The sequence below is a fragment of the Scandinavium sp. genome, assembly GCF_036271055.1.
Lineage (GTDB): Bacteria > Pseudomonadota > Gammaproteobacteria > Enterobacterales > Enterobacteriaceae > Scandinavium.
In genome coordinates this window covers 53,936-79,356 of record NZ_DATBBJ010000031.1, presented here as the reverse complement: position 1 = coordinate 79,356, position 25,421 = coordinate 53,936, and the positions used below count along the sequence as shown (strand labels likewise).

General features: G+C 53.8%; 23 protein-coding genes. 17 read left to right on the top strand and 6 right to left on the bottom strand.

Annotated elements, in window-relative coordinates:
- Positions 1 to 36: 36 nt before the first annotated feature.
- The 3 genes from malG to malE form a co-directional block, all read right to left on the bottom strand.
- On the bottom strand, positions 37 to 927 hold the full coding sequence (gene malG, locus VH187_RS04745; RefSeq protein ID WP_329700337.1) for a maltose ABC transporter permease MalG: 891 nt from the start codon (positions 925 to 927) through the stop codon (positions 37 to 39).
- Between the two features lie 14 nt (positions 928 to 941).
- On the bottom strand, positions 942 to 2,486 hold the full coding sequence (malF, locus tag VH187_RS04740) for a maltose ABC transporter permease MalF (protein WP_329700336.1): 1,545 nt from the start codon (positions 2,484 to 2,486) through the stop codon (positions 942 to 944).
- 203 nt (positions 2,487 to 2,689) lie between these two features.
- Positions 2,690 to 3,880: a maltose/maltodextrin ABC transporter substrate-binding protein MalE gene (malE, locus tag VH187_RS04735; protein WP_329700335.1), complete on the bottom strand. Its 1,191-nt coding sequence runs from the start codon at positions 3,878 to 3,880 to the stop codon at positions 2,690 to 2,692.
- 371 nt (positions 3,881 to 4,251) lie between these two features.
- Between malE and malK the strand changes: the two genes are divergently transcribed.
- From malK to ubiA, 5 genes are all read left to right on the top strand, one after another.
- Positions 4,252 to 5,361 (top strand): maltose/maltodextrin ABC transporter ATP-binding protein MalK, encoded by a 1,110-nt coding sequence (gene malK, locus VH187_RS04730; RefSeq protein ID WP_329700334.1) that lies wholly within the window; start codon positions 4,252 to 4,254, stop codon positions 5,359 to 5,361.
- 40 nt (positions 5,362 to 5,401) lie between these two features.
- Positions 5,402 to 6,754, top strand: a complete 1,353-nt coding sequence (locus tag VH187_RS04725; protein ID WP_329700333.1) for a maltoporin — start codon at positions 5,402 to 5,404, stop codon at positions 6,752 to 6,754.
- A gap of 117 nt (positions 6,755 to 6,871) precedes the next feature.
- On the top strand, positions 6,872 to 7,855 hold the full coding sequence (gene malM, locus VH187_RS04720) for a maltose operon protein MalM (protein ID WP_329700332.1): 984 nt from the start codon (positions 6,872 to 6,874) through the stop codon (positions 7,853 to 7,855).
- 209 nt (positions 7,856 to 8,064) lie between these two features.
- Positions 8,065 to 8,562, top strand: coding sequence for a chorismate lyase (gene ubiC / locus VH187_RS04715; protein WP_329700331.1), 498 nt, complete (start codon positions 8,065 to 8,067; stop codon positions 8,560 to 8,562).
- Between the two features lie 13 nt (positions 8,563 to 8,575).
- Positions 8,576 to 9,445 (top strand): 4-hydroxybenzoate octaprenyltransferase, encoded by an 870-nt coding sequence (gene ubiA / locus VH187_RS04710; protein ID WP_329700330.1) that lies wholly within the window; start codon positions 8,576 to 8,578, stop codon positions 9,443 to 9,445.
- Between the two features lie 67 nt (positions 9,446 to 9,512).
- Here the strand turns inward: ubiA and plsB are convergent, their stop codons facing one another.
- Entirely contained in the window at positions 9,513 to 11,933 is a 2,421-nt protein-coding gene (gene plsB, locus VH187_RS04705) for a glycerol-3-phosphate 1-O-acyltransferase PlsB (protein WP_329700329.1), read from the bottom strand.
- Positions 11,934 to 12,062: 129 nt separating this feature from the next.
- Between plsB and VH187_RS04700 the strand changes: the two genes are divergently transcribed.
- The 4 genes from VH187_RS04700 to VH187_RS04685 all read left to right on the top strand — a co-directional run bounded on the left by VH187_RS04700 (position 12,063) and on the right by VH187_RS04685 (position 14,914).
- The gene (locus VH187_RS04700) at positions 12,063 to 12,431 is read left to right on the top strand and encodes a diacylglycerol kinase (protein WP_329700328.1); all 369 of its coding nucleotides are present in this window, start codon (positions 12,063 to 12,065) and stop codon (positions 12,429 to 12,431) included.
- A 109-nt stretch (positions 12,432 to 12,540) separates the two neighbouring features.
- On the top strand, positions 12,541 to 13,149 hold the full coding sequence (lexA, locus tag VH187_RS04695) for a transcriptional repressor LexA (protein ID WP_329700327.1): 609 nt from the start codon (positions 12,541 to 12,543) through the stop codon (positions 13,147 to 13,149).
- An 86-nt stretch (positions 13,150 to 13,235) separates the two neighbouring features.
- On the top strand, positions 13,236 to 14,555 hold the full coding sequence (dinF, locus tag VH187_RS04690; protein WP_329700326.1) for an MATE family efflux transporter DinF: 1,320 nt from the start codon (positions 13,236 to 13,238) through the stop codon (positions 14,553 to 14,555).
- 149 nt (positions 14,556 to 14,704) lie between these two features.
- Positions 14,705 to 14,914: a CsbD family protein gene (locus VH187_RS04685; RefSeq protein ID WP_329700325.1), complete on the top strand. Its 210-nt coding sequence runs from the start codon at positions 14,705 to 14,707 to the stop codon at positions 14,912 to 14,914.
- A 65-nt stretch (positions 14,915 to 14,979) separates the two neighbouring features.
- On the opposite strand, the gene zur is transcribed toward VH187_RS04685, so the two are convergent.
- Complete coding sequence (gene zur, locus VH187_RS04680) at positions 14,980 to 15,501, bottom strand: zinc uptake transcriptional repressor Zur (protein ID WP_329700324.1); 522 nt, start codon at positions 15,499 to 15,501, stop codon at positions 14,980 to 14,982.
- A 113-nt stretch (positions 15,502 to 15,614) separates the two neighbouring features.
- On the opposite strand from zur, the gene VH187_RS04675 reads away from it, so the two are divergent.
- The 4 genes from VH187_RS04675 (at position 15,615) to pspG (ending at position 19,115) form a co-directional block, all read left to right on the top strand.
- Positions 15,615 to 16,103 (top strand): cupin domain-containing protein, encoded by a 489-nt coding sequence (locus VH187_RS04675; RefSeq protein WP_329700323.1) that lies wholly within the window; start codon positions 15,615 to 15,617, stop codon positions 16,101 to 16,103.
- A 176-nt stretch (positions 16,104 to 16,279) separates the two neighbouring features.
- The gene (locus VH187_RS04670) at positions 16,280 to 17,590 is read left to right on the top strand and encodes a conjugal transfer protein TraF (RefSeq protein ID WP_329700322.1); all 1,311 of its coding nucleotides are present in this window, start codon (positions 16,280 to 16,282) and stop codon (positions 17,588 to 17,590) included.
- 143 nt (positions 17,591 to 17,733) lie between these two features.
- Positions 17,734 to 18,732, top strand: coding sequence for a tRNA dihydrouridine(20/20a) synthase DusA (dusA, locus tag VH187_RS04665; RefSeq protein WP_329700321.1), 999 nt, complete (start codon positions 17,734 to 17,736; stop codon positions 18,730 to 18,732).
- Between the two features lie 140 nt (positions 18,733 to 18,872).
- The gene (gene pspG, locus VH187_RS04660) at positions 18,873 to 19,115 is read left to right on the top strand and encodes an envelope stress response protein PspG (RefSeq protein ID WP_329700320.1); all 243 of its coding nucleotides are present in this window, start codon (positions 18,873 to 18,875) and stop codon (positions 19,113 to 19,115) included.
- 168 nt (positions 19,116 to 19,283) lie between these two features.
- Here pspG and VH187_RS04655 read toward each other — a convergent pair whose 3' ends face one another.
- Entirely contained in the window at positions 19,284 to 20,267 is a 984-nt protein-coding gene (locus VH187_RS04655) for a quinone oxidoreductase (protein ID WP_329700319.1), read from the bottom strand.
- A 79-nt stretch (positions 20,268 to 20,346) separates the two neighbouring features.
- On the opposite strand from VH187_RS04655, the gene dnaB reads away from it, so the two are divergent.
- From dnaB to aphA, 4 genes are all read left to right on the top strand, one after another.
- Positions 20,347 to 21,762, top strand: a complete 1,416-nt coding sequence (gene dnaB / locus VH187_RS04650) for a replicative DNA helicase (protein ID WP_329700318.1) — start codon at positions 20,347 to 20,349, stop codon at positions 21,760 to 21,762.
- 151 nt (positions 21,763 to 21,913) lie between these two features.
- Complete coding sequence (alr, locus tag VH187_RS04645) at positions 21,914 to 22,993, top strand: alanine racemase (RefSeq protein WP_329700317.1); 1,080 nt, start codon at positions 21,914 to 21,916, stop codon at positions 22,991 to 22,993.
- Positions 22,994 to 23,164: 171 nt separating this feature from the next.
- The gene (tyrB, locus tag VH187_RS04640) at positions 23,165 to 24,358 is read left to right on the top strand and encodes an aromatic amino acid transaminase (RefSeq protein WP_329700316.1); all 1,194 of its coding nucleotides are present in this window, start codon (positions 23,165 to 23,167) and stop codon (positions 24,356 to 24,358) included.
- A gap of 209 nt (positions 24,359 to 24,567) precedes the next feature.
- Positions 24,568 to 25,284 (top strand): acid phosphatase AphA, encoded by a 717-nt coding sequence (aphA, locus tag VH187_RS04635; RefSeq protein ID WP_329700315.1) that lies wholly within the window; start codon positions 24,568 to 24,570, stop codon positions 25,282 to 25,284.
- Positions 25,285 to 25,421 lie beyond the last annotated feature (137 nt).

Here is a 25,421-nt window from a genome sequence, read left to right as displayed (position 1 = left end):
AACCCGAAATCTATAGGGCAGGTATAACGATGAAACTTAACCTTTCACCCCGCCCGCCGTCAGGCCGTTAACCAACCAGCGCTGAGCCAGCAGGAACACCAGTGTGATTGGGATGGCAGACAGCACAGCCGCGGCGGCAAAGTCGCCCCACAGGTAGTTTTGCGGGTTGAGATATTGCTGCATCCCCACGGCCAGGGTGTAGCTGTTCACATCGCGCAGCAGCAGAGAAGCGACCGGCACTTCGGTGATGGCGGCGATGAACGACAGAATAAATACAACGGCTAAAATCGGCACCGACAGCGGCAGCAGCACCAGGCGGAAAGCCTGCCATGGTGTGGCACCATCCAGCGCGGCGGCTTCTTCCAGCGAACCGTCGATGGTTTCGAAATAGCCTTTGATGGTCCAGACGTGCAGCGCGATCCCGCCCATATAGGCGAAGATGACGCCGCCGTGGGTATTCAGGCCGATGAACGGAATGTACTGACCGAGGCGGTCAAACAATGCGTACAGCGCGACCAGCGACAGCACCGCCGGGAACATCTGGAAAATCAGCATGCTTTTCAGCAACGTCGCTTTGCCCGGGAACTTCATGCGGGCGAAAGCGTAAGCGCAAGTGGTGGAGAGCGCCACAATACCGATGGCAGTGATACAGGCGATTTTGATCGAGTTCCACAGCCACAGCAGTACCGGGAACGGCGGCGGCGTCACACGGCCATCCGCGTGCTCAACGCTAAAGCCGAGCGCCAGTTTCCAGTGTTCCCACGAAATTTGGTCGGGGATCAAACTGCCGGTAGCAAAGTTACCTTCGCGCAGTGAAATCGCGATAACCATCAGCAGCGGGAACATGATCGCGGCGATGAAAATCAGCAGTAACAGATGCGTCGTAAACAGGCGCAGCTTTTGAGATTTCGGTTGAACCATAGCCATTGTCGAATTCTCCCTTAATCGAATTTCATGCGCGTGGCTTTGAGATTGATAATCGCCAATGCGCCTACCAACAGGAAGATCAGCGTGGCAATCGCCGCCGCCAGACCAAAGTCCTGACCGCCGCCGCCTTCAAAGGCGATACGGTAGGTGTAGCTCACCAGCAAATCGGTGTAGCCCGCAGGCGTGGTGGTGCCAAGTCTGTCCGGGCCGCCGTTGGTCAACAACTGGATAAGCACGAAGTTGTTAAAGTTGAACGCGAAGCTGGCAATCATCAACGGCGTCAGCGGCTTGATCAGCAGCGGCAGCGTAATCTTAAAGAAGTTCTGGAATGGACCCGCGCCGTCCATTGCTGAGGCCTCATACAGATCGTCCGGAATCGCTTTCAGCAGGCCCATGCACAGGATCATCATGTATGGATACCCAAGCCAGGTGTTGACGATGATGATCATCGAACGCGCGGTCGTCGGGTCGCTGAACCAGGCTGGTTTGATGCCAAACAGCGCGCCCAGCATCATGTTGATCTCACCAAAGCTCTGGTTAAACAGCCCTTTGAAGATAAGGATGGAGATAAACGACGGCACGGCGTACGGCAGAATCAACAACACACGGTAAATAGCTTTGCCTTTCAACGATTCCCACTGCACGACGCACGCCAGAATCATGCCTACCGCAACGGTCAGCAGCACGGTCAGTACAGAGAAAACCACTGTCCAGACGAAGATTGCGAAGAACGGTTTCTGAATACCCTCATCGGTAAAGACGCGGGTGAAGTTATCCCAGCCGATGCTGACGGTATAACCCGGGCTGAGTTTTTCGTCGCCCCAGTTACCGTCGGCGTTGACCGACTGATAAAAGCCAATCTGATTGTTCGGGCGATACTTCACGCCGCTTTGGCTGTTGGTCAGCTCGCCCTTTTCCCCTTCGGTATACAGCGGTTGCGTACCCGAGAACTGGCGCAGGGAACTCATGATCACTTTGCTGTCATCGGGCAGAACGGCAGTCAGCTGGGTCAGCGCCTGACGGTTCTGGGTAATGACACGCAGATTGCCACGCTCGCCTTCCGGCAGGGCGTCAGCTTCTTTCAACGTAATTTTTTGCTCGCCGCCGAGTTTGAACGCGTCGGAAACATAATTTTTGCCGCTGTCGCCATCGGTCAGCGCCAGCTTCCATTCTTCGCCCGCCGGGTATAACCCGAAGTTATAGGCTTTGCCTGCCTGATAAGAACGATCCATCAGCACCTGCTGCGCGCGTTCCTGCGTGAGTTGGTTGGTGCTGCTGTAGTTGGTAAAGGCGATAGCAATGGTGCAGATAAGCGGGAACAGAACAAACAGTCCCATGCCAGCCACGCCCGGATAGACATAGCGCCAGGCATAGGCTTTGCGATTGGCGAAAATATACAGGCCAACAGAGCTTAAAATCAGCGTCATGATGGCAAACAGGTACTCCCCCTGGGCGTACATTAAAACAACAAGGTAACCCACCAGTAGGCTCAGCAGCCCGATTACGGACCACTTCAGCGTATTGCTTTGCCACCAGTGACTCTTTTTAACGGCATCCATGGGGTCTTTTCCTCTATCCCCTTCATACTTCGCGCTGCAGGTGTGTTGGCGGCGTTTGCTCACCCCAGTCACTTACTTGTGTAAGCTCCTGGGGATTCACTCTCTTGCCGCCTTCCTGCAACGCGAATTATGTTGGGTATACAACTAGAAAAATAGTGTCTATTTCCCCTTCTTCCCAAATGGGTAAGGGGGGCGATCGTGTGTTACTTAGTAATACGACCCTGAGCATCTTTCAGCGCAGCATCGACAGTCTGACGTCCGCTTGCCGCATTGATAACCGCAGTACGGGTGGCATACCAGAAGGCGGCCATTTGCGGGATGTTAGGCATGATTTCGCCTTTCTGGGCGTTCGCCATGGTGGCAGCAATACGCGGATCTTTTTCCAGTTGTTCCTGGTAAGATTTCAGCGCAACCGCACCCAGCGGTTTGTCTTTGTTCACATCAGCCAGACCGTCGTTGGTCAGCAGATAGTTTTCAAGGAACTCTTTCGCCAGCTCTTTGTTTGGGCTGGCGGCGTTGATCCCTGCGCTCAGCACGCCCACGAACGGTTTAGATGCTTTGCCTTTGAAGGTTGGCAGCATCGCCACGCCGTAGTTGATTTTGCTCTTGTCGATGTTGGACCACGCCCACGGACCGTTGATGGTCATCGCGGTTTCGCCCTTGTTGAACGCCGCTTCCGCGATGGAGTAATCGGTATCTGCGTTCATGTGTTTGTTCTTGATGAGGTCAACCAGGAAGGTGAGACCCGCCTTCGCGCCGGCATTGTCCACGCCCACGTCTTTGACGTCATATTTGCCGTTTTCAAATTTGAACGCGTAACCGCCGTCAGCTGCAATCAGTGGCCAGGTGAAGTACGGTTCTTGCAGGTTGAACATCAGCGCGGATTTACCCTTCGCTTTCAGTTGCTTATCCAGCGCTGGGATCTCTTCCCAGGTTTTCGGCGGGTTCGGCACCAGGTCTTTGTTATAGATGAGAGACAGGGCTTCGACGGCGATTGGGTAGGCGATCAGTTTGCCGTTGTAACGTACCGCGTCCCAGGTGAACGGATAGAGTTTGTCCTGGAAGGCTTTGTCCGGCGTCACTTCTGCCAGCAGGCCAGATTGCGCGTAGCCACCAAAACGGTCATGCGCCCAGAAGATGATGTCCGGACCGTCACCTGTTGCGGCAACTTGCGGGAATTTCTCTTCCAGTTTGTCCGGGTGTTCAATGGTCACTTTAATGCCGGTGTCTTTCTCAAATTTCTTACCGACTTCAGCGAGGCCGTTATAGCCTTTATCGCCGTTGATCCAGATAACCAGCTTGCCTTCTTCGATTTTCGCGAGGGCAGAAGCGGAAAACATCATTGTGGTCAATGCAGACAGCGCGAGGATGCGTGCGCCAGTTTTGATTTTCATAGATCCCGTCCTGTTTGGTGAAATGCGCCTGGAGACGCCTGGTGGCTTTTACGTCGCCAAGTTTCCTTTCTTAACATCCTCTTTCCATCCTCCCCGACCCTACGCCCCACCCCCGGTTTGTGTGATCTCCGTTGCATAAAATTAAGTTATGGGTTCTGGCGCACACAAAATGACGCCGGTTTTTGCTGTGTTCATCACGCTTTTCGCTAAGCCCCGCCGTCAGCGGTGGCAGATGACCTCTCCTCATCCTCCCATCTCCTCCCCCATGAAAAACCTAAGGGGTGGAGGATTCACGAAAGTTATAGGTCGCGCATAGTCAGCGCCAGTTGAGTGTTTCTTTTAGTGACAGGTTGTAACGAAGGGAGAAGGGGATGGCGAGCGTACAGCTGCGAAATGTAACGAAAGCCTGGGGTGACGTGGTGGTGTCAAAAGACATCAATCTCGATATCCACGAGGGGGAGTTTGTGGTGTTTGTCGGGCCATCGGGCTGCGGTAAATCCACGCTGCTGCGTATGATCGCTGGTCTGGAAACCATCACCAGTGGGGAACTGCTGATTGGTGAAAAACGTATGAACGAAACGCCGCCCGCTGAGCGCGGTATCGGCATGGTATTCCAGTCCTACGCGTTGTACCCCCATCTCTCTGTTGCAGAAAATATGTCTTTCGGCCTCAAGCTTGCGGGCGCAAAGAAAGACGTCATTAACCAGCGCGTGACTCAGGTGGCCGAAGTGCTGCAACTGGCTCACCTTCTGGAGCGTAAACCGAAAGCGCTTTCCGGTGGACAGCGTCAGCGTGTGGCGATTGGCCGTACGCTGGTGGCCGAGCCGCGTGTGTTCCTGCTCGATGAACCTTTGTCGAACCTTGACGCCGCGCTGCGTGTGCAGATGCGTATTGAGATTTCCCGCCTGCACAAGCGTCTGGGCCGCACGATGATTTACGTTACCCACGATCAGGTCGAAGCCATGACCCTGGCCGACAAAATCGTGGTACTGGATGCCGGGCGCGTCGCGCAGATCGGCAAACCACTCGAACTTTATCACTACCCGGCAGACCGTTTTGTCGCGGGCTTTATCGGCTCGCCAAAGATGAACTTCCTGCCGGTGAAAGTCACTGCTACTGCCATCGAGCAGGTGCAGGTGGAACTGCCGAATCGTCAGCAAATCTGGCTGCCGGTGGAAAGTACCGGCGTGCAGGTTGGCGCCAATATGTCGTTAGGTATTCGTCCTGAGCATCTTCTGCCGAGTGACATCGCCGATGTCACCCTCGAAGGGGACGTACAGGTCGTCGAGCAACTGGGTCACGAAACGCAAATTCATATCCAGATCCCCGCCATCCGTCAGAACCTGGTGTACCGCCAGAATGACGTGGTGTTGGTAGAAGAGGGAGCCAAATTCGCTATCGGTCTGCCGCCAGAGCGTTGCCATCTGTTCCGTGAGGATGGCTCTGCATGTCGTCGGCTGCACAAAGAACCGGGCGTTTAAATCCCATAACAAAAGAAAAGCAATGGTCTCAGGAGATAGAATGATGATTACTCTGCGCAAACTTCCACTGGCAATCGCCGTGACTGCAGGCATTTTGTCTGCGCACGCGGGCGCCGTAGATTTCAAAGGTTATGCCCGTTCGGGGATTGGCTGGACAGGTAGCGGTGGCCCGCAGCAATGTTTCCAGGCAACCGGTGCTCAGTCTAAATACCGTCTGGGTAACGAATGTGAAACGTACGCTGAAATTAAATTAGGTCAGGAAGTGTGGAAAGAAGGGGATAAGAGCTTCTATTTCGACTCCAACATCGCTTATACCTCTCCTCAGTTGAACGACTGGGAGAACGGAACGACTCCGGCAATCCGTGAATTTAACGTGGTGGGTAAAAACCTGATCGACTCATTGCCAGGCGCCAATATGTGGGCCGGTAAACGCTTCTATCAGCGTCATGACGTTCACATGATCGACTTCTACTACTGGGATATCTCCGGCCCGGGTGCAGGTCTGGAAAACATTGATGCGGGTATCGGTAAACTCTCCTTTGCCGCTACTCGTTCTACTGAAGCGGGTGGTTCTTCTGCCTTCGCCAGCAGTCAGCTGCGTGACTATACCGATCCAACCTCGAACGATGTCTTTGACGTACGTTTGGGCCAGATGGAAATCAACCCAGGCGGTACGCTGGAACTGGGTGTTGACTACGGTCACACTAACGTGAACGACGACTATTACCTGCAGCCACAGGCCTCTAAAGATGGCTGGATGTTCACTGCAGAACATACTCAGAGCATGCTGAAAGGCTTTAACAAATTCGTTGTTCAGTACGCGACTGACGCTTTGACCTCACAGGGTAAAGGCCAGTCTCAGGGCGGCGGTGTAGGTCTGGGCAATGACGAAGATGGTAAGTTGTTTGCTTACGGCGTTAACAATAACGGCCACCTGCTGCGTATCCTCGACCACGGTGCAATCTCCCTGGGCGACAGCTGGGACCTGATGTACGTTGGTATGTACCAGGACATCAACTGGGACAACAACAACGGCACCAAGTGGTACACCGTGGGTGTGCGCCCAATGTACAAATGGACGCCTATCATGAGTACCTTGCTGGAAGTGGGCTACGACAACGTCAAATCCCAGAATACCGGCGACACCAACAACCAATACAAAATCACCCTCGCGCAACAGTGGCAGGCTGGCGACAGCATCTGGTCCCGTCCGGCACTGCGCGTCTTCGCAACCTACGCCAAGTGGGATGAGAAATGGGGTTATGACACTGCAGGCAGCCCTGCATCAAACAACGCTGACTTCAACTCGAACTTCGGTATGCAGACCTCTGGCCTTGGCCGCGGCGACAACGACGAGTTTAGCTTCGGCGCCCAGATGGAAATCTGGTGGTAATTCGCAGTTAAGTTAATCCACTGTTATGCCAAATAAAGAGGGGCGAAAGCCCCTCTGTTTTAGACTCAGCGCGCTATTGCCTGGCTACCGCTGAGCCCTGTCTTTGAGGTGAATAAAATGAAAATGAACAAAAGTCTCATCGCGCTGTGCCTCTCTGCTGGCCTGTTGGCTAGCGTGCCAGCAATCAGTTTCGCAGATGTGAATTTCGTGCCGCAGAATACTTCTGCCGCACCTGCTATCCCGACATCGGCATTACAGCAATTAGTCTGGACGCCTGTCGATCAGTCCAAAACCCAAAATACCGATCTTGCCGGCGGTGGTCAGCAACTGAATGTGTCAGGTATCACTGGTCCGGTTGCGGCTTACAGCGTGCCAGCGAATATTGGCGAGCTGAATATCACGCTCACCAGTGAAGTGAACAAAGAATCTCGCGTCTATGCACCGAACGTGCTGATTCTGGATCAGAACATGACGCCATCGGCGTACTTCCCGAGCAGCTATTTTACCTATCAGGAACCGGGCGTGATGAGCGCCAATCGCCTGGAAGGGGTAATGCGCCTGACGCCAGCTCTGGGTCAGCAGAAAATTTATGTACTGGTGTTTACGACGCCACAAGATCTTCAGCAAACCACCACAATGGTTGATCCGGCGAAAGCCTATGCCAAAGGTAATGGTAACGCCGTACCGGATATTCCAGACCCGATTGCCCGTCACACCTCTGACGGTACGCTGAAACTAAAGGTCAAAACGAATTCATCTTCCAGCATTCTGGTAGGGCCATTGTTTGGATCATCCGGCCCAGCCCCTGTCGCCGTGGGTAACACTGCTGCACCTGTTTACAGCGCACCAGCCGCCGCACCAGCCGCAGCGCCTGTTGCTGCCACGGCTGTCGCGGCACCTGTCGCCGCTTCCGCTGCAACGCCAGCGGCGAAGGGCGAACCGGTTCTCAATGACACCGAAAGCTACTTTAACAATGCCATTAAGCAAGCGGTTAAAGAAGGCGATGTCGACAAAGCGCTGAAACTGTTAAACGAAGCCGAGCGTCTTGGCTCGACTTCAGCGCGTTCCACCTTTATCAGTAGTGTAAAAGGCAAGGGGTGATCGTTTCCCCACATTGCTGATGTTTGGCGTTGACTATTCGGTGCGTCCTTTTGGGCGCACCGTTTTTTCTGCCACTGCCGCATTTCTTGCCCGCGCTCAGCCGTGCATTGCATGGCTGTTGCGATGATGCTCGTATATTGACGTTTCTTACTCCCGCGAACACTTTTCTACGATACAATGCCGATAAGTTATGTATCGGAGAGTCTGGCATGTCACACCCTGCGCTGGCGCAGCTGCGTGCACTACGCTATTACACCGCAATACCGGAACTCGACGCACAGTTGCTTGACTGGCTGCTGCTGGAAGACTCCATGACCAAACGCTTTGAGCAGCAGGGCAAACGCGTCACCGTAACGCTTGTCCGTGAAGATTATGTAGGCCAGGAGGAAATTGCCGAGGAGCTGGCGTTATTGCCCGCGGAATCGCGCTACTGGCTGCGTGAAATATTGCTCTGCGCAGACGGCGAACCCTGGCTTGCCGGGCGCACGATAGTGCCGGAGTCCACGCTGAGTGGGCCTGAGCTGGCGCTGCAAAAGCTTGGCAAAACGCCGCTTGGGCGTTATCTGTTTACGTCATCAACTTTAACCCGTGATTTTATTGAAATTGGTAAAGATGCAGAGCTTTGGGGGCGTCGTTCCCGTCTACGCTTGAGTGGCAAACCGCTGCTGTTAACCGAGCTGTTTCTGCCTGCGTCGCCGTTGTACTGAGAGGATGTGAATTATGGAGAGGAGTCTGACGCAGACTAAGCTGCAGGCTTATTGCCATCTGATGAGATTGCATAAACCGATTGGCACGTTGCTGCTGCTCTGGCCAACATTATGGGCGCTGTGGGTGGCAATGCCTGGCGTACCGCCGCTGTGGATCCTGGTGGTCTTTGTGGTCGGCGTGTGGTCAATGCGTGCGGCGGGATGTGTGGTCAATGATTATGCCGACCGTAAAATTGACGGGCATGTCAAACGTACCGCGTATCGTCCGCTGCCAAACGGTGATGTTACGGAAAAGGAAGCCCGTGTTGTTTTTGTCGTGCTGGTGCTGCTGTCATTCTTACTGGTACTGACACTCAACACGATGACCATTTTGCTGTCGGTTGTAGGGTTGGCGCTGGCGTGGGTTTATCCGTTCATGAAGCGCTATACCCATTTGCCACAGGTGGTGCTCGGCGCGGCGTTCGGTTGGTCGATTCCGATGGCCTATGCCGCTGTCAGCGAGTCGTTGCCGCTCAGCTGCTGGTTGATGTTTGCCGCTAACATCTGCTGGACGGTGGCTTACGATACGCAATATGCGATGGTTGACCGCGATGACGATTTAAAAATCGGCGTGAAGTCCACGGCAATTCTGTTCGGTAAACAGGACAAGCTGATCATCGGGATTTTACAGGTGTTGACGCTGATTTTGATGGCGGCAGTTGGCTGGTTAAGTCATCTGAACTGGGAGTTCTACTGGTCGATTTTCATCGCCGGGGCGCTGTTTATCTATCAGCAGAAGCTGATTAAAGACCGCGAGCGTGATGCCTGTTTCAAGGCGTTTATGAACAATAACTACGTTGGGCTGGTGCTGTTTATTGGTCTGGCGATGAGTTATCTGCTGTAAAAAAAGAGGCCCGGAAAACTGAGCCTCTCTTATCGAACCGGGTTAGCGTCACCGCTACCCGGTTTTTTTATGCGTCCTGATTGGCGCTTTCGACAGTCAGACGCACATCGGAAGCAATCAGCTCAGCCAGCATCTGGTAAACCTTAATGGTTTCTGCAGGCTCTGCGTCACCGCTATCACTGATGTAGCCTTCATCACGCAGCGTCAGCACCAGTGTACTGAATACCGCTTTATCGAAGAACTCCGGCGCGTTAATACCGTGCAGTACCGACAGACGCTGAGCCACGGTGCGGCTCTCTTTTTCCAGCGTGCTGCGGTTGATAGACGGGTTAGCGCTCAGCAACCAGAAAGTGATGGCATAGCGTTGCAGTGTCTCGCGCGCCCCGGCCGCCAGCAATTGCAGCGTGCGGGAATGCGCCGGGTTAACGCTGACGTCGTCGTGATCGATGGTCACCAGTTCCTGACGCTGCATTTCCGCCAGCAACTGGTCGATAACACCCGCCAGTTCGGCTTTTTCGAAGCGAAGGAACAGCTCGGCTTTCAGCATCGGGTACAGCACTTCCACATGACGCACCATCTCCGCACGGGAGATGTTGCGATGCTGCGTGACAATCGCGGCCAGCAGGGACGGGATCATCAGCATATGGGTAATGTTGTTGCGATAGTAAGTCATCAGCACCGCCTGCTCGCGCGGCAGGATGATGATATCGCCGATGGTGTCTTTCTCGACTTCGAACTTGTTCATCTGCAATGCGTGTTCAATCAGCGCGTCAGCAGTGACAGTTGGCACGGTCGCGTCTGGCGAGTACGGCACGTTACGCATCAACTGCAGATAACAATCCAGCTGCTGCGTGAGTTGCTCGCGGGTCAGTGAACGTTGGCGCGACGCCAGCAGCGCGGTACAGCACAGGTTCATGGCGTTTGCCGCACCTGCGTTGTTAATGCGTACCATCAGGTCTTCGGCGATATTGTTCACCGTTGGCGTCAGCCACGCCGGGCGAATCGCTTCGATAGGGTCGATGGATTCACGCCATTCAGGTACATGGTGGTTGAGATAAGTCATCAGCGGCATCGGTTCGCCGAAGTTAACATAGCCCTGGCCGAGGTTGCGCAGTTTGCTCAAGCCTCGCAGCATCTGCAGCAGGCTTTCTTTTTCTTTGGTCGCACCGCGCAGTTCTTTCGCGTAGGTACCCACTTCCATCACGTGTTCGTAGCCAATGTAAATCGGCACGAGGGTGATCGGACGGGTGCCGCCGCGCAACATGGCCTGAATGGTCATCGACAGGGTGCCGGTTTTCGGATCGAGTAAACGACCGGTACGGGAACGCCCGCCTTCCACAAAGTATTCAACGGAATAGCCACGGCTGAACAGCTCGCCAAGGTATTCACGGAACACGGTGGAGTACAGTTTGTTGCCTTTGAAGGTACGACGGATAAAGAACGCACCCAGACGGCGGAAAATCGGGCCTGCTGGCCAGAAATTCAGGTTGATACCTGCGGCGATATGCGGCGGCACCAGGCCCTGGTGATAGAGCACGTAGGACAGCAACATGTAGTCCATATGGCTGCGATGGCAGGGCACATAGACAATTTCATGGCCGTCGTGAGCCAACTGGCGCACACGCTCGGCGTTATTGACGTTGATCCCCTGATACAAGCGGTTCCAGGTGAAGCCCAGAACGCGGTCAGTCAGACGGATCATTTCGTAGGAGAAGTTAGCCGCAATTTCTTCCATCAATGCGATGGCGTTTTGCTGCGCTTTCTCATGGGAAATTTTCTTGCTACGTGCTTCGTCTTCAACCGCACGGGCAATCGCTTTTGACGCCAGCAATTTGTTGAACAAATCCTGACGTGCAGGCAGACGTGGGCCCACGGCCGCCAGACGCTGGCGAGCGAAGTGGGTACGTGCCACACGTGCCAGTTTTTGTGCGATGATCTTATCGGTGCCGTGCTCGGTCGCCATACGGCGCAGTGACACGGACGGAGAGAAACGCACAAAGCTGTCGCGACCAAGCCAGGTCACAGCAAAGAATTTCTGGAAGCCATTCATCATGCGCAATGGCGGATTCGCTTCGCCTTTTTCGCGACCTGGTGAACGACCAAACATCACCGACACCGGGACCATCTGCACGTCGAGATCCGGGTTGCTGCGATGCAGGTCCAGATAGTCGTGGAACAGTTTGATGGATTCTTCTTTCGGTGTGTAATACGTGAACGCGCGCGGTCCGCCGTGAATGAACACATGGCGCGGCAGCACGGTGCCGTCGATCTCCAGTGGTTCCAGCGGATCCGGGAGTCCATGTGCCAGACATTGTGCGCGTAACGTCAGTAGATCTGCCTTCGAGTTATACGGCAGAACGTACATAATAGGGCGTGAGGTATCCAGTCCCAGTTCCTGTGCAGGATTTGCCGGGATAGATTTGCTCTTTACCAGTACGCTTAATGGTAAATTCAGTAATTTGTAGTAAATTCGTGGCCAGCCAGACATAAACGATGTAAAGCCTCTGGTTAATCATGCAAATGCGCCGCAAGGATAACAGAAAGTGCACAAAATATCTGTTCTACCGCGTCCGGCGCGCAGTGACATTGACGTTAAATAAGGTAAAAGGTTTTTTTGATGGCTAATGATACCACCGGGTTAACACGAATCTTCAAAGCAGCAGGCTACTCCTGGAAAGGCTTCCGCGCAGCATGGCAAAACGAAGCCGCTTTTCGTCAGGAAGGCACTGCTGCCGTTATCGCCATCATCCTTGCCTGCTGGTTAGATGTGGATACGGTCACCCGCGTGTTGCTGATCGGCTCCGTCCTATTGGTGATGATAGTGGAAATACTCAACAGTGCGATTGAAGCGGTAGTGGACCGTATCGGCACCGAACGTCACGAACTTTCGGGACGCGCAAAAGACATGGGGTCCGCGGCGGTGTTGCTGTCGATTTTCATCGCGGTCTTCACCTGGGTCTCTTTACTGTGGTCACATTATCGATAACGCCCGCAGAATTACGCAAACGTCTGGTTTTTTGTGCGTTTTGCGGTTCCAAATTCGCCATTAACTGTATATACTCACAGCATAACTGTATATACACCCAGGGGGCGGAATGAAAGCGTTAACGACCAGGCAGCAAGAGGTGTTCGATCTCATCAGGGATCACATCAGCCAGACGGGTATGCCGCCAACACGTGCGGAAATCGCGCAGCGCTTGGGGTTCCGTTCCCCGAACGCGGCTGAAGAGCATCTGAAAGCGCTGGCACGTAAAGGCGTTCTTGAGATTGTCTCCGGTGCTTCACGCGGTATTCGTCTTCTCGTTGAAGAAGAGTCAGGCATTCCTTTGATTGGGCGTGTCGCGGCGGGCGAACCGTTGCTGGCACAGCAACATATTGAAGGCCATTATCAGGTTGATCCGGCGATGTTTAAGCCAAGCGCAGATTTCCTGCTGCGCGTCAGCGGCATGTCGATGCGCGATATCGGCATTCTCGACGGCGATTTGCTGGCGGTTCACAAAACACAGGATGTGCGTAACGGGCAAGTTGTCGTCGCACGCATTGATGATGAAGTCACGGTTAAGCGCCTGAGAAAACAGGGCAGTACCGTTGAACTGCTGCCGGAAAACAGCGAGTTTTCCCCGATAGTGGTTGATCTGCGCGAGCAGAACTTCTCCATCGAAGGGCTGGCAGTCGGCGTTATCCGCAACGGTCAGTGGCAGTAATCCGCTTCCCCGTTCTGGAAAAATAGCCTTCAGTGGCGCTACTCTGGCGCCACTTCGTTTTACCTTTTCACTCTCACAGGTTTCTCATGTCGTTCTTCACCGCTGCGGATAAAGCGTTGTGGCGTCTCGCGCTGCCGATGATTTTCTCCAACATCACCGTTCCGTTACTTGGGCTGGTGGATACAGCTGTGATTGGACATCTCGACAGTCCGGTTTATCTCGGCGGCGTGGCCATCGGCTCTATGGCGACCAGTTTCCTGTTTATGCTGCTGCTGTTCCTGCGTATGAGCACGACCGGCCTGACGGCCCAGGCGTATGGCGCGAAAGATCCCGTTCGCCTCGCAAGGGCGCTGGTGCAACCTCTGTTGCTGGCGCTGGGGGCCGGGCTGGCCATCGTCGTGCTGCGCGCTCCGCTTATCGATTTGGCGCTGCACGTTGTGGGCGGCAGCGATGCGGTGCTTGAACAGGCGCGGCGTTTCCTCGAAATCCGCTGGCTGAGCGCACCGGCTTCTCTCGCTAACCTCGTGCTCCTTGGTTGGCTACTTGGCGTGCAATATGCGCGCGCGCCCGTGATTTTGCTGGTGGTCGGCAATGTGCTGAACATCGTGCTCGATTTGTGGCTGGTGATGGGGTTGCACATGAACGTGCAGGGCGCTGCACTGGCAACGGCCTGTTCTGAGTACGTCACCTTTTTCATCGGCCTGTTGATGGTGCGCCGGGTGCTGCATCTGCGAGGTATTTCGTGGGCGTTGCTGAAAGAGGCCTGGCGCGGCAATATCCGGCGTTTGCTGGCCCTCAATCGCGACATCATGCTGCGCTCGCTGCTGCTGCAACTCTGTTTTGGTGCATTGACGGTGTTTGGTGCGCGGCTCGGCAGCGATATTGTCGCAGTGAATGCTGTGCTGATGACCATGCTTACCTTTACCGCCTACGCGCTGGATGGTTTTGCCTATGCGGTGGAAGCCCATTCCGGGCAGGCGTATGGCGCGCGCGATGACAGCCAACTATTGCACGTCTGGAAAGCCGCTTGTCGGCAGTCCGGCATCGTCGCACTGGCTTTTGCTCTCATTTACGCGGTGATGGGTGAACATATCGTTGCGATGCTCACCTCTATTTCCCAACTGCGTAGCCTGGCTGACAAATATGTCATCTGGCAGGTCGTTTTACCGGTGATTGGCGTGTGGTGTTATCTGCTTGATGGCATGTTTATCGGCGCAACGCGTGGGGCAGAAATGCGCAACAGCATGGCGGTGGCCGCGGCTGGTTTTGCGCTCACGCTGCTGACCGTTCCTGTTTTCGGCAACCACGGATTGTGGCTTGCGCTGGCGGTGTTTCTCGCGCTGCGAGGCCTGTCGCTGGCATGGATTTGGCGGCGTCACTGGCGGGAAGGAACCTGGTTCTCGTAGTGGCTACATTTTAGCCAAACGGTTAAAGATTCTGAATAATCCCCGACGGGCAAAATCCTTACCTATACTCTTTATCACGTCCAGCAGAAAACAGTATTAACGGACGATTGTTATTTCACTCTGAACCACCGAACGATGAGGAAAGTATCATGAATAAAGACGAAGTCGGCGGAAACTGGAAACAGCTGAAAGGTAAAGTGAAAGAGAAATGGGGTAAGCTTACCGATGACGATTTCACGGTCATTGAAGGTAAGCGCGACCAGCTGGTCGGGAAAATCCAGGAGCGTTATGGATACGCGAAAGATCAGGCCGAAACTGAGGTCAAAGACTGGGAAACCCGCAACGATTACCGCTGGTAACTGAATGCACTACCCGTGCGTACACGGAAGTACAACCCTCTGGGCGGCTTAATAGCCGCCCACTCTTATTTCTGGCCCGGCTTTCTTTTGATAAGAATCGTATGATCGTGCCCGCAACAGTCTTGAGTGCTACAGGCTTCCACTTCAACACAGGCTGAGCACAACCCATGTGCTTCAATCACGTTATGACGCAGGGCGAACCCTAATCGGGCCGCCAGTGTATGCATGATGTCTTCCACGCCGTCCGCAGATTCTTCCTTCACCACGCCGCAGCGATCGCAGATAAACATCGCCGAGGTATGCGACGGTTTATCAAACAGATGGCACAACACGTAACTGTTCGTCGATTCCACTTTATGCACAAACCCTTGCTCAAGCAAAAACTCCAGCGCGCGATAAACGGTGGGCGGCTTAGCCTGCGGCTCGCTGACTTTGAGCAAATCCAGCAGATCATACGCGCTGATAGCGCCTTGTTGCAGCGTCATCAGGCGTAACACTTCGAGGCGTTGCGGTGTCAGACGGACGCCACGTTGGGCACAGAGCCTTTCGGCTTGCACGAGCATGTCTTGTGGAGTGGTCTGGTCCATAGGCGCCTCGAATCGGGTATAAAGTAAACGCGTACTTTATCATATCCAGGGCAAAACACCGATATCCTGCCGGGTATGCTATACCTGACGCATACCCAATCTGAGGGAAGATCATGAAAAGACCAGACTGTATTCGTCACTGGCGCGAACTGGAAGAGCCCGATAATTCCACTTATCCCGACAGCCCAGAATTGTTTGCCATCGGCGCGCCGCTGGCCCGTAAGCTAGGGCTAATGCGTTTAGGGATTCATCATGAACGTATTCCGCCAGGCAGGCGCACCTCCTATCCCCACGCAGAAAGTGATGAAGAAGAGTTTATTTATGTGATTGAAGGCCGCCCACAGGCGTGGATCAACGGCTATCTGTGGCAGCTTGAACCCGGCGACAGCGTAGGTTTTCCGGCGGGAACAGGGGTGTGTCATACCTTCATCAATAATACTGAGGAAGAGGTAAATCTACTGGTAGTCGGCGAAGCGAATAAAAAGCATAACCGTATTTATTATCCGCTTAATACCGATTATGCCGCGACCCGCCAGGACCGATGGGTAGACCATCCGCCGCAATTTTTTGGTCAGCATGATGGGAAACCTTCACGAAAATAACAATCTCTTCTATAAATAGTGAGGGGCTGCACATATTCCAACGTTATCACAGCGCGCCTTAATGCAAATCACCCTAATTGGCTGCTTTTTACATCGTTATTCACAGCAATAGTTAGACCCTTTTCAGCGGATAACTGAACGGGGATAAACGTTCACCTGCAAATAACGAGCATACTGTGAAAAAAAATATCAAATATTCTGTGGTGTCAGCGGCCGTCTCCCTGTTTATGGCAAATCAGGCGGGAGCGGCCAATACGTGGTCTGAAGCACGAAATGATGCAATGGGTGGGACTGGCGTGGCGTCGGCGAATTACGGGAGTGCGGTGCTGATCAACCCCGCGCTGCTGGCGAAATCACAGCCGGATGATGATGTCTCTGTCGTTATTCCATCTGTGGGGGCGCAGATTACCGACAAAGACAATCTTCGCGATCAAATCGATGATATCAGTGATGAGATCAACCATTACCAAAATGTGATTGATGATTTGACGCCAGAAGGGATCCTGATGGATCCGGGCGGAACGTTAAATCAGTTCCAGAGTGCGGCGGGTGATCTCGCAGGGCAACTGGAAGATCTACGTGGCAAAACCGCGCGGGCAAACGCCGGGGCCGGAATAGCCGTCAGCGTGCCGACGCCTGCCGTATCGCTGGCGTTCGTTGCTAAAGCTTATGCCCACGCACAGGCGAGTTCCAGCATCGATCAAAATGATATTGATTACCTGCGTAACATCCAGAATTCGGATGCGTTTGCAGCCTCGCAGGCGGCTGATGCACTGGTGAATGGCAGCGATCAACTCACCAATAACCTCAATTCAACGGCTTCCGGTAAGGCTGCGATTGTTTCCGATTATGGGATAGCGATTGCCAGAAAATTCGATATCGGCGGCGTGCCTGTATCGTTGGGCGTGACGCCAAAACTGCAACAAACCTGGCTCTACAACTACACCACTTCTATTGATGATTATCACAGCGATGACTGGAAAAAGAGCAAGTACCGCAATGACGATACTGGCTTTAACGTTGATGCAGGTGTCGCGGCAGATTTCGGTGAAAACTGGACTGTGGGGTTAAGTGGTCAAAACCTGATGTCACGCGATATCGACACCAAGGACGTGCGTATCACCAACGGTGCAACGGGCGTCACCACCAACTACAAAGACACTTACCAAATCCGTCCGTTAGTGACGGCAGGGGTGGCCTGGCATACCGACCTGTTAACCTTAACTGCCGATGGCGACCTGACGGAAACCAAAGGCTTCAAGAGCGAAGACGATTCGCAGTATGTCGGGGTCGGGGCAGAAGTGACGCCGTTGAGTTGGCTGGCGGTGCGAGCAGGTTATCGCGCCGATGTTAAAGGTAATGACAGCAATGTCTTTACCGCAGGTGTGGGTTTCGCACCGCTGAACACGGTACATGTTGATTTAATGGGCTTGTACGGTGAAGACCAAACCTGGGGCGCAGGCGTGCAATTGGGTCTGACGTTCTAATCGTTTCCTGCGTTCTTTTTGCCCGGCGGCGGCGATGCCTTGCCGGGCCTACGCCTGGCCGGTAGTTCCGTGCCAGCGTACCTCAGCTTTTTCTTTGTGCTATAGTAGCGCCCCATTTTCCACCGGATGCTCAAACCTTCGCCATGCTGCCAGAAACACAATCCACCGCTTATCCTGCACACCGCTTCTCCATCGCACCGATGCTCGACTGGACGGACCGGCATTGTCGTTACTTCCTGCGCCTGCTGTCGCGTCACACACTTCTGTACACCGAAATGGTGACCACCGGGGCGATTATTCACGGTAAGGGCGACTATCTGGCGTACAGCGAGGAAGAGCATCCGTTAGCTTTACAGCTCGGCGGGAGTGATCCGGCGGCGCTGGCACATTGTGCCAAACTGGCTGAAGAACGTGGCTACGATGAGATCAACCTCAACGTCGGCTGTCCGTCCGATCGTGTGCAGAACGGGATGTTTGGCGCGTGCCTGATGGGTAACGCACAGCTGGTTGCAGACTGCATTAAAGCGATGCGCGATGTGGTGTCGATTCCGGTAACCGTCAAAACGCGTATTGGCATTGATGACCAGGACAGCTATGAATTCCTCTGTGATTTTATCAACACCGTTTCCGGCAACGGCGAATGCGAGATGTTCATCATCCATGCGCGTAAAGCGTGGCTTTCTGGCCTCAGCCCGAAAGAAAACCGCGAAATTCCGCCACTCGATTACCCGCGTGTTTATCAGCTCAAACGTGACTTCCCGCACCTGACAATGTCGATTAACGGCGGCGTTAAAACGCTGGAAGAAGCCAAACTGCATTTGCAGCATATGGATGGCGTAATGGTGGGCCGCGAGGCGTATCAGAACCCGGGCATTCTCGCTGCAGTCGATCGCGAGATTTATGGTGTGGAAGGCAGTGATCCGGACCCGGTTGCGGTGGTTCGCGCCATGTATCCGTATATCGAACGTGAGTTGAGCAACGGCACCTATCTCGGCCATGTCACTCGTCATATGCTCGGCCTGTTCCAGGGCATTCCGGGCGCACGCCAGTGGCGTCGCTACCTGAGCGAGAACGCGCATAAAGCGGGCGCAGATATTGAAGTGCTCGAACAGGCGCTCCAGTTGGTAGCGAATAAGCGTTAATAATTACGCTAAAAGTTAGTCTGATTGACCACGCCTCGCAAAGCTCTGCGGGGCGTTTTTATTATTAAACAACGGGTTATGCTTTGGCATGATTTTTGTAATGGTTAAAGCAGTGGGTTATTTTTAAAAGGGGAAAAGCCATGCTGGAACTGTTATTTATCCTCGGATTCTTTGTCATGCTGCTGGTCACCGGGGTTTCCGTATTGGGTATTCTGGCGGCGATTGTCGTGGCGACCGTGCTGATGTTTGTGGGTGGGCTGTTTGCCCTGATGATTAAATTGCTGCCATGGTTGCTGCTTGCCGTTGCGGTGGTGTGGATTATCCGCGCGGTCAAAGAACCAAAAGTGCCGCAGTATCGCCGCGATAACCGCTGGCGTTATTAAGGGATTGAGGAGTGCGTCACAACCTGAGAAGGGCGGCGTAGGCAGATTGTCATAAATCTGTCACTCTTAGCGCGATAACGAATTCATCGCGCTGTACCCTACATACAGTGAACGATAAAAAAGAAAGGGCTTCCTACGGGAAGCCCTTCGCATTTGTCGCAACCGGCGTTAAGGGATGAGTAAACTTGAGCCTTCGGTCGCCCGGCTTTCCAGCGTTTCATGCGCTTTCTGTGCATCGTGTAGAGCAAATTTCTGGTTCTCACTCACATCCACTTTAATCACGCCGCTAGCGATCAGTGAAAACAGCTCATTGCTGGCTTCCGCTAATTCTTCGCGATTGGTGATGTAGCCCTGAAGAGAAGGGCGTGTGGCGTACAGCGAGCCTTTCTGATTGAGAATGCCGAGATTCACGCCCGTTACCGCGCCGGATGAATTGCCGAAGCTCACCATCAAACCACGGCGCTGTAGGCAGTCGAGCGAGGCTTCCCACGTATCTTTCCCAACCGAGTCATACACCACGCGCAGTTTTTTGCCGTGGGTAATCTCTTTAACTCGCTCAACCAGATTTTCTTCACGATAGTTGATGACCTGCCATGCGCCCGCCTGTAAGGCACGCTGCGCCTTTTGCGCCGAGCCGACAGTGCCAATCAGTTGCGCACCTAAGGCTTTGGCCCATTGGCAGGCTATCAGCCCGACACCACCGGCTGCCGCATGGAACAAAAACGGTTCGTTTGGCTTGATTTCGTAAGTCTTACGCAACAGATAAAACACCGTCAGACCTTTCAGGAATGAGGCGGCGGCCTGCTCGTAGGAAATGGCGGCGGGCAGAATAGCGGCTTTGTCCGCCGGAACGTTATGCACCGTGCTGTAAGCGCCGAGCGCGGACTGCGCATACACCACGCGATCGCCGGCTTTGATGTGTTGCACGCCGCTGCCAACTTTGCTGACCACGCCTGCGGCTTCGGTGCCCAGACCGCTCGGCAAAGAGGGCGGCGGATACAGCCCGCTGCGAATATAAGTGTCGATATAGTTAATGCCAATGGCCTTGTTTTCGACCTGGATCTCGTTCTCTTTCGGGTCCGTTGGCGTAAATTCCACGGGATTGAGTACGTCAGGCCCACCGTGCTGATGAAATTCGATTCTTGTTGCCATGCAACCTCCAGATATCGTTTAGGGGCATCAGATATGATAATCTTACGGCCCACTCTTTAACCCGGTAACTCCATTTACTATGGCAGGAAATAAACCCTTCAACAAACAACAGACTGAGCCACGCGATCGCGATCCAATGGTCGCCGGGCTGAAAGTACCGCCGCACTCGATTGAAGCGGAGCAGTCGGTGTTGGGCGGTTTGATGCTGGATAACGAGCGCTGGGATGACGTGGCTGAACGCGTCGTTTCGGAAGATTTCTATACCCGACCGCATCGTCATATCTTTACTGAGATGGCGAAATTGCAGGAGAAGGGCAGTCCGATTGACCTGATTACGCTCGCGGAATCGCTGGAGCGTGAAGGGCAACTGGATAGCGTCGGTGGCTTTGCTTATTTAGCAGAGTTATCGAAAAACACGCCAAGTGCGGCGAACATCAGTGCTTATGCTGATATCGTTCGTGAACGTGCTGTTGTGCGTGAGATGATCTCGGTGGCGAATGAAATCGCCGAAGCCGGTTTTGATCCGCAGGGTCGAAACAGTGAAGATTTACTGGATTTAGCAGAATCCCGCGTCTTTAAAATCGCTGAAAGCCGTGCAAATAAAGACGAAGGCCCGAGAAACATCGCGGAAGTGCTCGAAACGACGATCGCGCGTATCGAGAAGTTATTCCAGCAGCCGCACGATGGCGTCACCGGGGTGAATACCGGCTATGACGATTTGAACAAAAAAACCGCCGGGCTACAGCCATCAGATCTGATTATTGTCGCTGCGCGTCCATCAATGGGTAAAACGACCTTTGCGATGAACCTCGTCGAAAATGCGGCGATGTTGCAGGATAAACCGGTTCTTATCTTCAGTCTGGAGATGCCCTCCGAACAGATCATGATGCGTTCTCTGGCGTCGCTGGCACGCGTTGACCAGACGCGCATTCGTACCGGCCAACTTGATGATGAAGACTGGGCGCGTATCTCCGGTGCGATGGGGATTTTGCTGGAAAAGCGCAATATGTATATTGATGACTCTTCCGGCCTGACGCCGACGGAAGTGCGCTCCCGCGCGCGTCGTATCGCCCGTGAACACGGTGGGATTGGGCTTATCATGATCGACTACCTGCAACTGATGCGTGTGCCGTCGCTGTCGGATAATCGTACTCTCGAAATCGCCGAAATTTCTCGTTCACTCAAAGCGTTAGCGAAAGAATTACAGGTGCCTGTGGTGGCGCTGTCGCAGCTTAACCGCTCTCTGGAACAACGTGCCGATAAACGCCCGGTCAACTCCGACCTGCGTGAATCCGGCTCCATCGAGCAGGATGCCGACTTAATCATGTTTATCTACCGTGATGAGGTTTATCACGAGAACAGCGACCTGAAAGGGATCGCTGAAATCATTCTGGGTAAGCAGCGTAACGGCCCAATCGGTACGGTGCGCCTGACCTTTAATGGGCAGTGGTCTCGCTTCGATAACTATGCCGGCCCGCAGTACGACGACGAATAATGAATTTGGCTATTTTATTTGCGATTTTGGGATTGGGCAGTGCTCGCCATCCTCACGTACTCTAGTACGCTCCGGTGGCTGTGCGCTGGCCGCACCCAAACTCGCTGCATCAATAACGCCAACTTCCAAAAAGATAAAGCAAGGAATTCAAATGCAAGCGGCAACTGTAGTCATTAACCGCCGCGCTCTGCGACACAACCTGCAACATCTGCGTGAACTGGCACCCGCCAGTAAACTCGTTGCGGTCGTGAAAGCGAACGCCTACGGACACGGTCTTCTGGAGACTGCGCGAACGCTCCCCGACGCCGATGCCTTTGGTGTCGCCCGCCTGGAAGAGGCTCTGAGACTGCGAGAAGGCGGCATCAGCCAGCCTATTCTCCTGCTGGAAGGTTTTTTTAATGCCAGCGACTTGCCGCTGATTTCCGCTCAGGGTTTCCATACTGCGATACACAATCCCGAACAACTTGAAGCGCTGGAACAAGCTGAGCTGCCAGCACCTGTCACTGTGTGGATGAAACTCGATACCGGTATGCATCGCTTGGGTGTGCGTCCGGAAGAGGCGAATGCGTTCTACCAACGTCTGAGTCTGTGCAAAAATGTGCGCCAGCCGGTGAACGTGGTGAGTCACTTTGCCCGTGCCGACGAACCTGAATGCGGCGCGACTGAACAGCAACTCGATATTTTCACCACCTTCACCGAAGGCAAACCAGGCCAGCGTTCCATCGCCGCTTCCGGGGGAATTTTGCTGTGGCCGCAGTCGCATTTCGACTGGGTTCGTCCGGGGATTATTCTCTACGGCGTATCGCCATTGGAAAACAAACCCTGGGGCGAGGATTTCGGTTTTAAACCGGTGATGTCGCTGATGTCCAGTCTGATCGCGGTGCGTGAGCACAAAGCCGGGGAGCCCGTGGGCTACGGCGGCACCTGGACCAGCGAGCAAGACACGCGTCTCGGCGTGGTTGCTATGGGCTACGGCGACGGTTATCCGCGCGCTGCGCCAACAGGTACTCCGGTGTTGGTTAAGGGTCGCGAAGTGAAGATTGTCGGTCGTGTGGCGATGGATATGATTTGCGTTGATTTGGGGCCGAAAGCCACCGAAAAAGCGGGCGATTCGGTCACGCTTTGGGGCGAAGGTCTGCCGGTTGAACGCATTGCAGAAATAACAAAAGTAAGTGCTTACGAACTTATCACGCGCCTGACTTCGCGGGTGGTGATGAAATACCTCGACTAAACCCCTTTTCTTGCCCGGCAGCGCAATGCTGACCGGACCGGGGAGATGGCTGATTAGCCTATTACCAGCAGCTATCTTCCCTTCTCAGGCCCTGAATATCCTTCTCGATCTTCCTGCGTATCCAGTTTATTGTGTTTATTCATGCCCTGTATAACTCCGGAGAATCCACCCGTGTTTCAGAATGTCGACGCCTACGCAGGCGATCCCATCCTTTCCCTGATGGAACGGTTCAAAGAAGATCCTCGTAGTGACAAAGTGAATCTCAGCATCGGTCTCTACTACAACGAAGACGGGATTATCCCGCAGCTGCAGGCCGTCGCCGAAGCGGAAGCCAGGCTGAATGCGCAGCCGCACGGTGCGTCGGTTTATCTGCCAATGGAAGGGTTGAATACCTATCGTAATGGCGTTGCGCCGTTATTGTTTGGGGCCGACCATCCGGTTCTGCAGCAAAACCGTGTAGCGACTATCCAGACGTTGGGCGGCTCCGGTGCGCTGAAAGTGGGTGCGGATTTCCTCAAGCACTATTTCCCGGGTTCAAAAGTGTGGGTCAGTGACCCGACATGGGAAAACCACATCGCTATATTTGAAGGGGCTGGATTCGAAGTAAGTACTTACCCTTGGTTTGACGCTGACACTAACGGCGTGCGTTTCGAAGCGCTGCTGGAAAAGCTGAACACGCTGCCTGAAAAAGACATCGTGCTGCTGCATCCGTGCTGTCATAACCCGACAGGGGCCGATCTGACGAACGCGCAGTGGGATGCCGTCACTGAAGTGCTGAAAACGCGTAACCTGATCCCCTTCCTTGATATCGCTTATCAAGGTTTTGGCGCGGGCATGGAAGAAGATGCGTATGCCATTCGCACTATCGCCGCTGCGGGCTTGCCAGTGCTGGTCAGTAACTCCTTCTCTAAAATCTTTTCGTTGTACGGTGAGCGGGTGGGTGGATTGTCTATCGTCTGCGAAGACAGCGAAACCGCGGGCCGTGTGTTGGGCCAGCTGAAAGCGACTGTGCGCCGTAACTACTCCAGCCCGCCGAATTTTGGCGCGCAGGTCGTTTCCACGGTGTTGAACAGCGCTGAGCTGAAAGCCTCATGGCTGGCAGAAGTCGAAGCGATGCGCACGCGTATTCTGGCCATGCGCCAGGCGCTGGTGAAAGTGCTGAAAGAGGCGATGCCGGAAGGCAATTTCGACTATCTGCTGCAACAGCGTGGCATGTTCAGCTACACCGGTCTGAGCGCCGCTCAGGTTGAACGGCTGCGTGAGGAATTTGGCGTGTATCTGATCGCCAGTGGCCGTATGTGCGTCGCGGGTCTCAACTCTCGAAATGTACAACGCGTGGCACAGGCGTTCTCTGCCGTCATGTAAGTGCCCACTTACTTTGGCTCTCTCTTAACCGGGAGAGTCAATCTCAGCCCATTGACGGTAATGATAATCATGTATGTGATTATCATCTTTTTCTATAACATTCAGGCCAGATATTCCTTTCCTTCACTCCCTTTCGCAGTTAAGGTCAAAATGCTTTTTGACTACCCCTCGATCTTAAGTAATAACAATCGCATTTTTTAAGGATGAATATGCGCAAACTGACATTGGCGTTCAGCGCTATCTGCTTGTTGTTGACGTTCAACAGCACCGTTGTTGATGCTCATGCATCGTCGCCATCTCCGGTCTATGTCGGCACAAATGTAGCGAAACTCGCCGAACAGGCGCCGATCCATTGGGTCTCTGTGGCACAGATTGAAGACAGTCTTTTAGGTCTTCCCCCTATGGCGGTGGGTTTTGACATTGATGATACCGTGCTGTTTTCCAGCCCGGGTTTTTGGCGCGGGAAAAAGACATTTTCTCCGGATAGTGAAGATTATCTGAAGGTCCCTGCGTTCTGGGACAAGATGAACAATGGCTGGGATGAGTTCAGCATTCCGAAAGAAGTCGCTCGTGCGCTGATTGCAATGCACGTTAAACGTGGCGACAGCATCTATTTTGGGACCGGACGTAGTCAGACCAAAACAGAATCGGTGACGAAAACCTTGCAGGATGATTTCCTGATCCCGGCAGCAAACATGAACCCTGTGATTTTTGCGGGCGATAAGGCCGGGCAGAACACCAAGACTGAGTGGCTGCAGGCCAAGAGCATCAAAGTCTTCTATGGCGATTCAGATAACGATATCACCGCTGCCCGTGATGCGGGTGCACGCGGTATTCGCGTATTGCGTGCTTCAAACTCTACTTACAAACCGTTGCCCAATGCTGGCGCGTTTGGCGAGGAAGTTATCGTCAATTCTGAATACTGACAGCGAAAAGCGGCAACCCATAAAGTTGCCGTTTTTTTAATCAGAAGCGTTTCCCCTTTCTCCCGTCTTGCTGCACACTAAGAACAGACTCATTTCACTCTCCTGGCCTCTCGCGTTTTCAAAAGAGGTATTCGTTG

Bases quoted from the DNA above. Each gene is read 5' to 3' on its own strand.
- VH187_RS04725 (WP_329700333.1), top strand. From the start codon at position 5,402: ATGATGATTACTCTGCGCAAACTTCCACTGGCAATCGCCGTGACTGCA.
- lexA (WP_329700327.1), top strand. From the start codon at position 12,541: ATGAAAGCGTTAACGACCAGGCAGCAAGAGGTGTTCGATCTCATCAGG.
- VH187_RS04685 (WP_329700325.1), top strand. From the start codon at position 14,705: ATGAATAAAGACGAAGTCGGCGGAAACTGGAAACAGCTGAAAGGTAAA.
- ubiC (WP_329700331.1), top strand. From the start codon at position 8,065: ATGTCACACCCTGCGCTGGCGCAGCTGCGTGCACTACGCTATTACACC.
- malF (WP_329700336.1), bottom strand. From the start codon at position 2,486: ATGGATGCCGTTAAAAAGAGTCACTGGTGGCAAAGCAATACGCTGAAG.
- dinF (WP_329700326.1), top strand. From the start codon at position 13,236: ATGTCGTTCTTCACCGCTGCGGATAAAGCGTTGTGGCGTCTCGCGCTG.
- dnaB (WP_329700318.1), top strand. From the start codon at position 20,347: ATGGCAGGAAATAAACCCTTCAACAAACAACAGACTGAGCCACGCGAT.
- pspG (WP_329700320.1), top strand. From the start codon at position 18,873: ATGCTGGAACTGTTATTTATCCTCGGATTCTTTGTCATGCTGCTGGTC.
- alr (WP_329700317.1), top strand. From the start codon at position 21,914: ATGCAAGCGGCAACTGTAGTCATTAACCGCCGCGCTCTGCGACACAAC.
- malG (WP_329700337.1), bottom strand. From the start codon at position 927: ATGGCTATGGTTCAACCGAAATCTCAAAAGCTGCGCCTGTTTACGACG.
- malE (WP_329700335.1), bottom strand. From the start codon at position 3,880: ATGAAAATCAAAACTGGCGCACGCATCCTCGCGCTGTCTGCATTGACC.
- malK (WP_329700334.1), top strand. From the start codon at position 4,252: ATGGCGAGCGTACAGCTGCGAAATGTAACGAAAGCCTGGGGTGACGTG.
- VH187_RS04655 (WP_329700319.1), bottom strand. From the start codon at position 20,267: ATGGCAACAAGAATCGAATTTCATCAGCACGGTGGGCCTGACGTACTC.
- VH187_RS04700 (WP_329700328.1), top strand. From the start codon at position 12,063: ATGGCTAATGATACCACCGGGTTAACACGAATCTTCAAAGCAGCAGGC.
- plsB (WP_329700329.1), bottom strand. From the start codon at position 11,933: ATGTCTGGCTGGCCACGAATTTACTACAAATTACTGAATTTACCATTA.
- dusA (WP_329700321.1), top strand. From the start codon at position 17,734: ATGCTGCCAGAAACACAATCCACCGCTTATCCTGCACACCGCTTCTCC.
- malM (WP_329700332.1), top strand. From the start codon at position 6,872: ATGAAAATGAACAAAAGTCTCATCGCGCTGTGCCTCTCTGCTGGCCTG.
- zur (WP_329700324.1), bottom strand. From the start codon at position 15,501: ATGGACCAGACCACTCCACAAGACATGCTCGTGCAAGCCGAAAGGCTC.
- aphA (WP_329700315.1), top strand. From the start codon at position 24,568: ATGCGCAAACTGACATTGGCGTTCAGCGCTATCTGCTTGTTGTTGACG.
- ubiA (WP_329700330.1), top strand. From the start codon at position 8,576: ATGGAGAGGAGTCTGACGCAGACTAAGCTGCAGGCTTATTGCCATCTG.
- VH187_RS04675 (WP_329700323.1), top strand. From the start codon at position 15,615: ATGAAAAGACCAGACTGTATTCGTCACTGGCGCGAACTGGAAGAGCCC.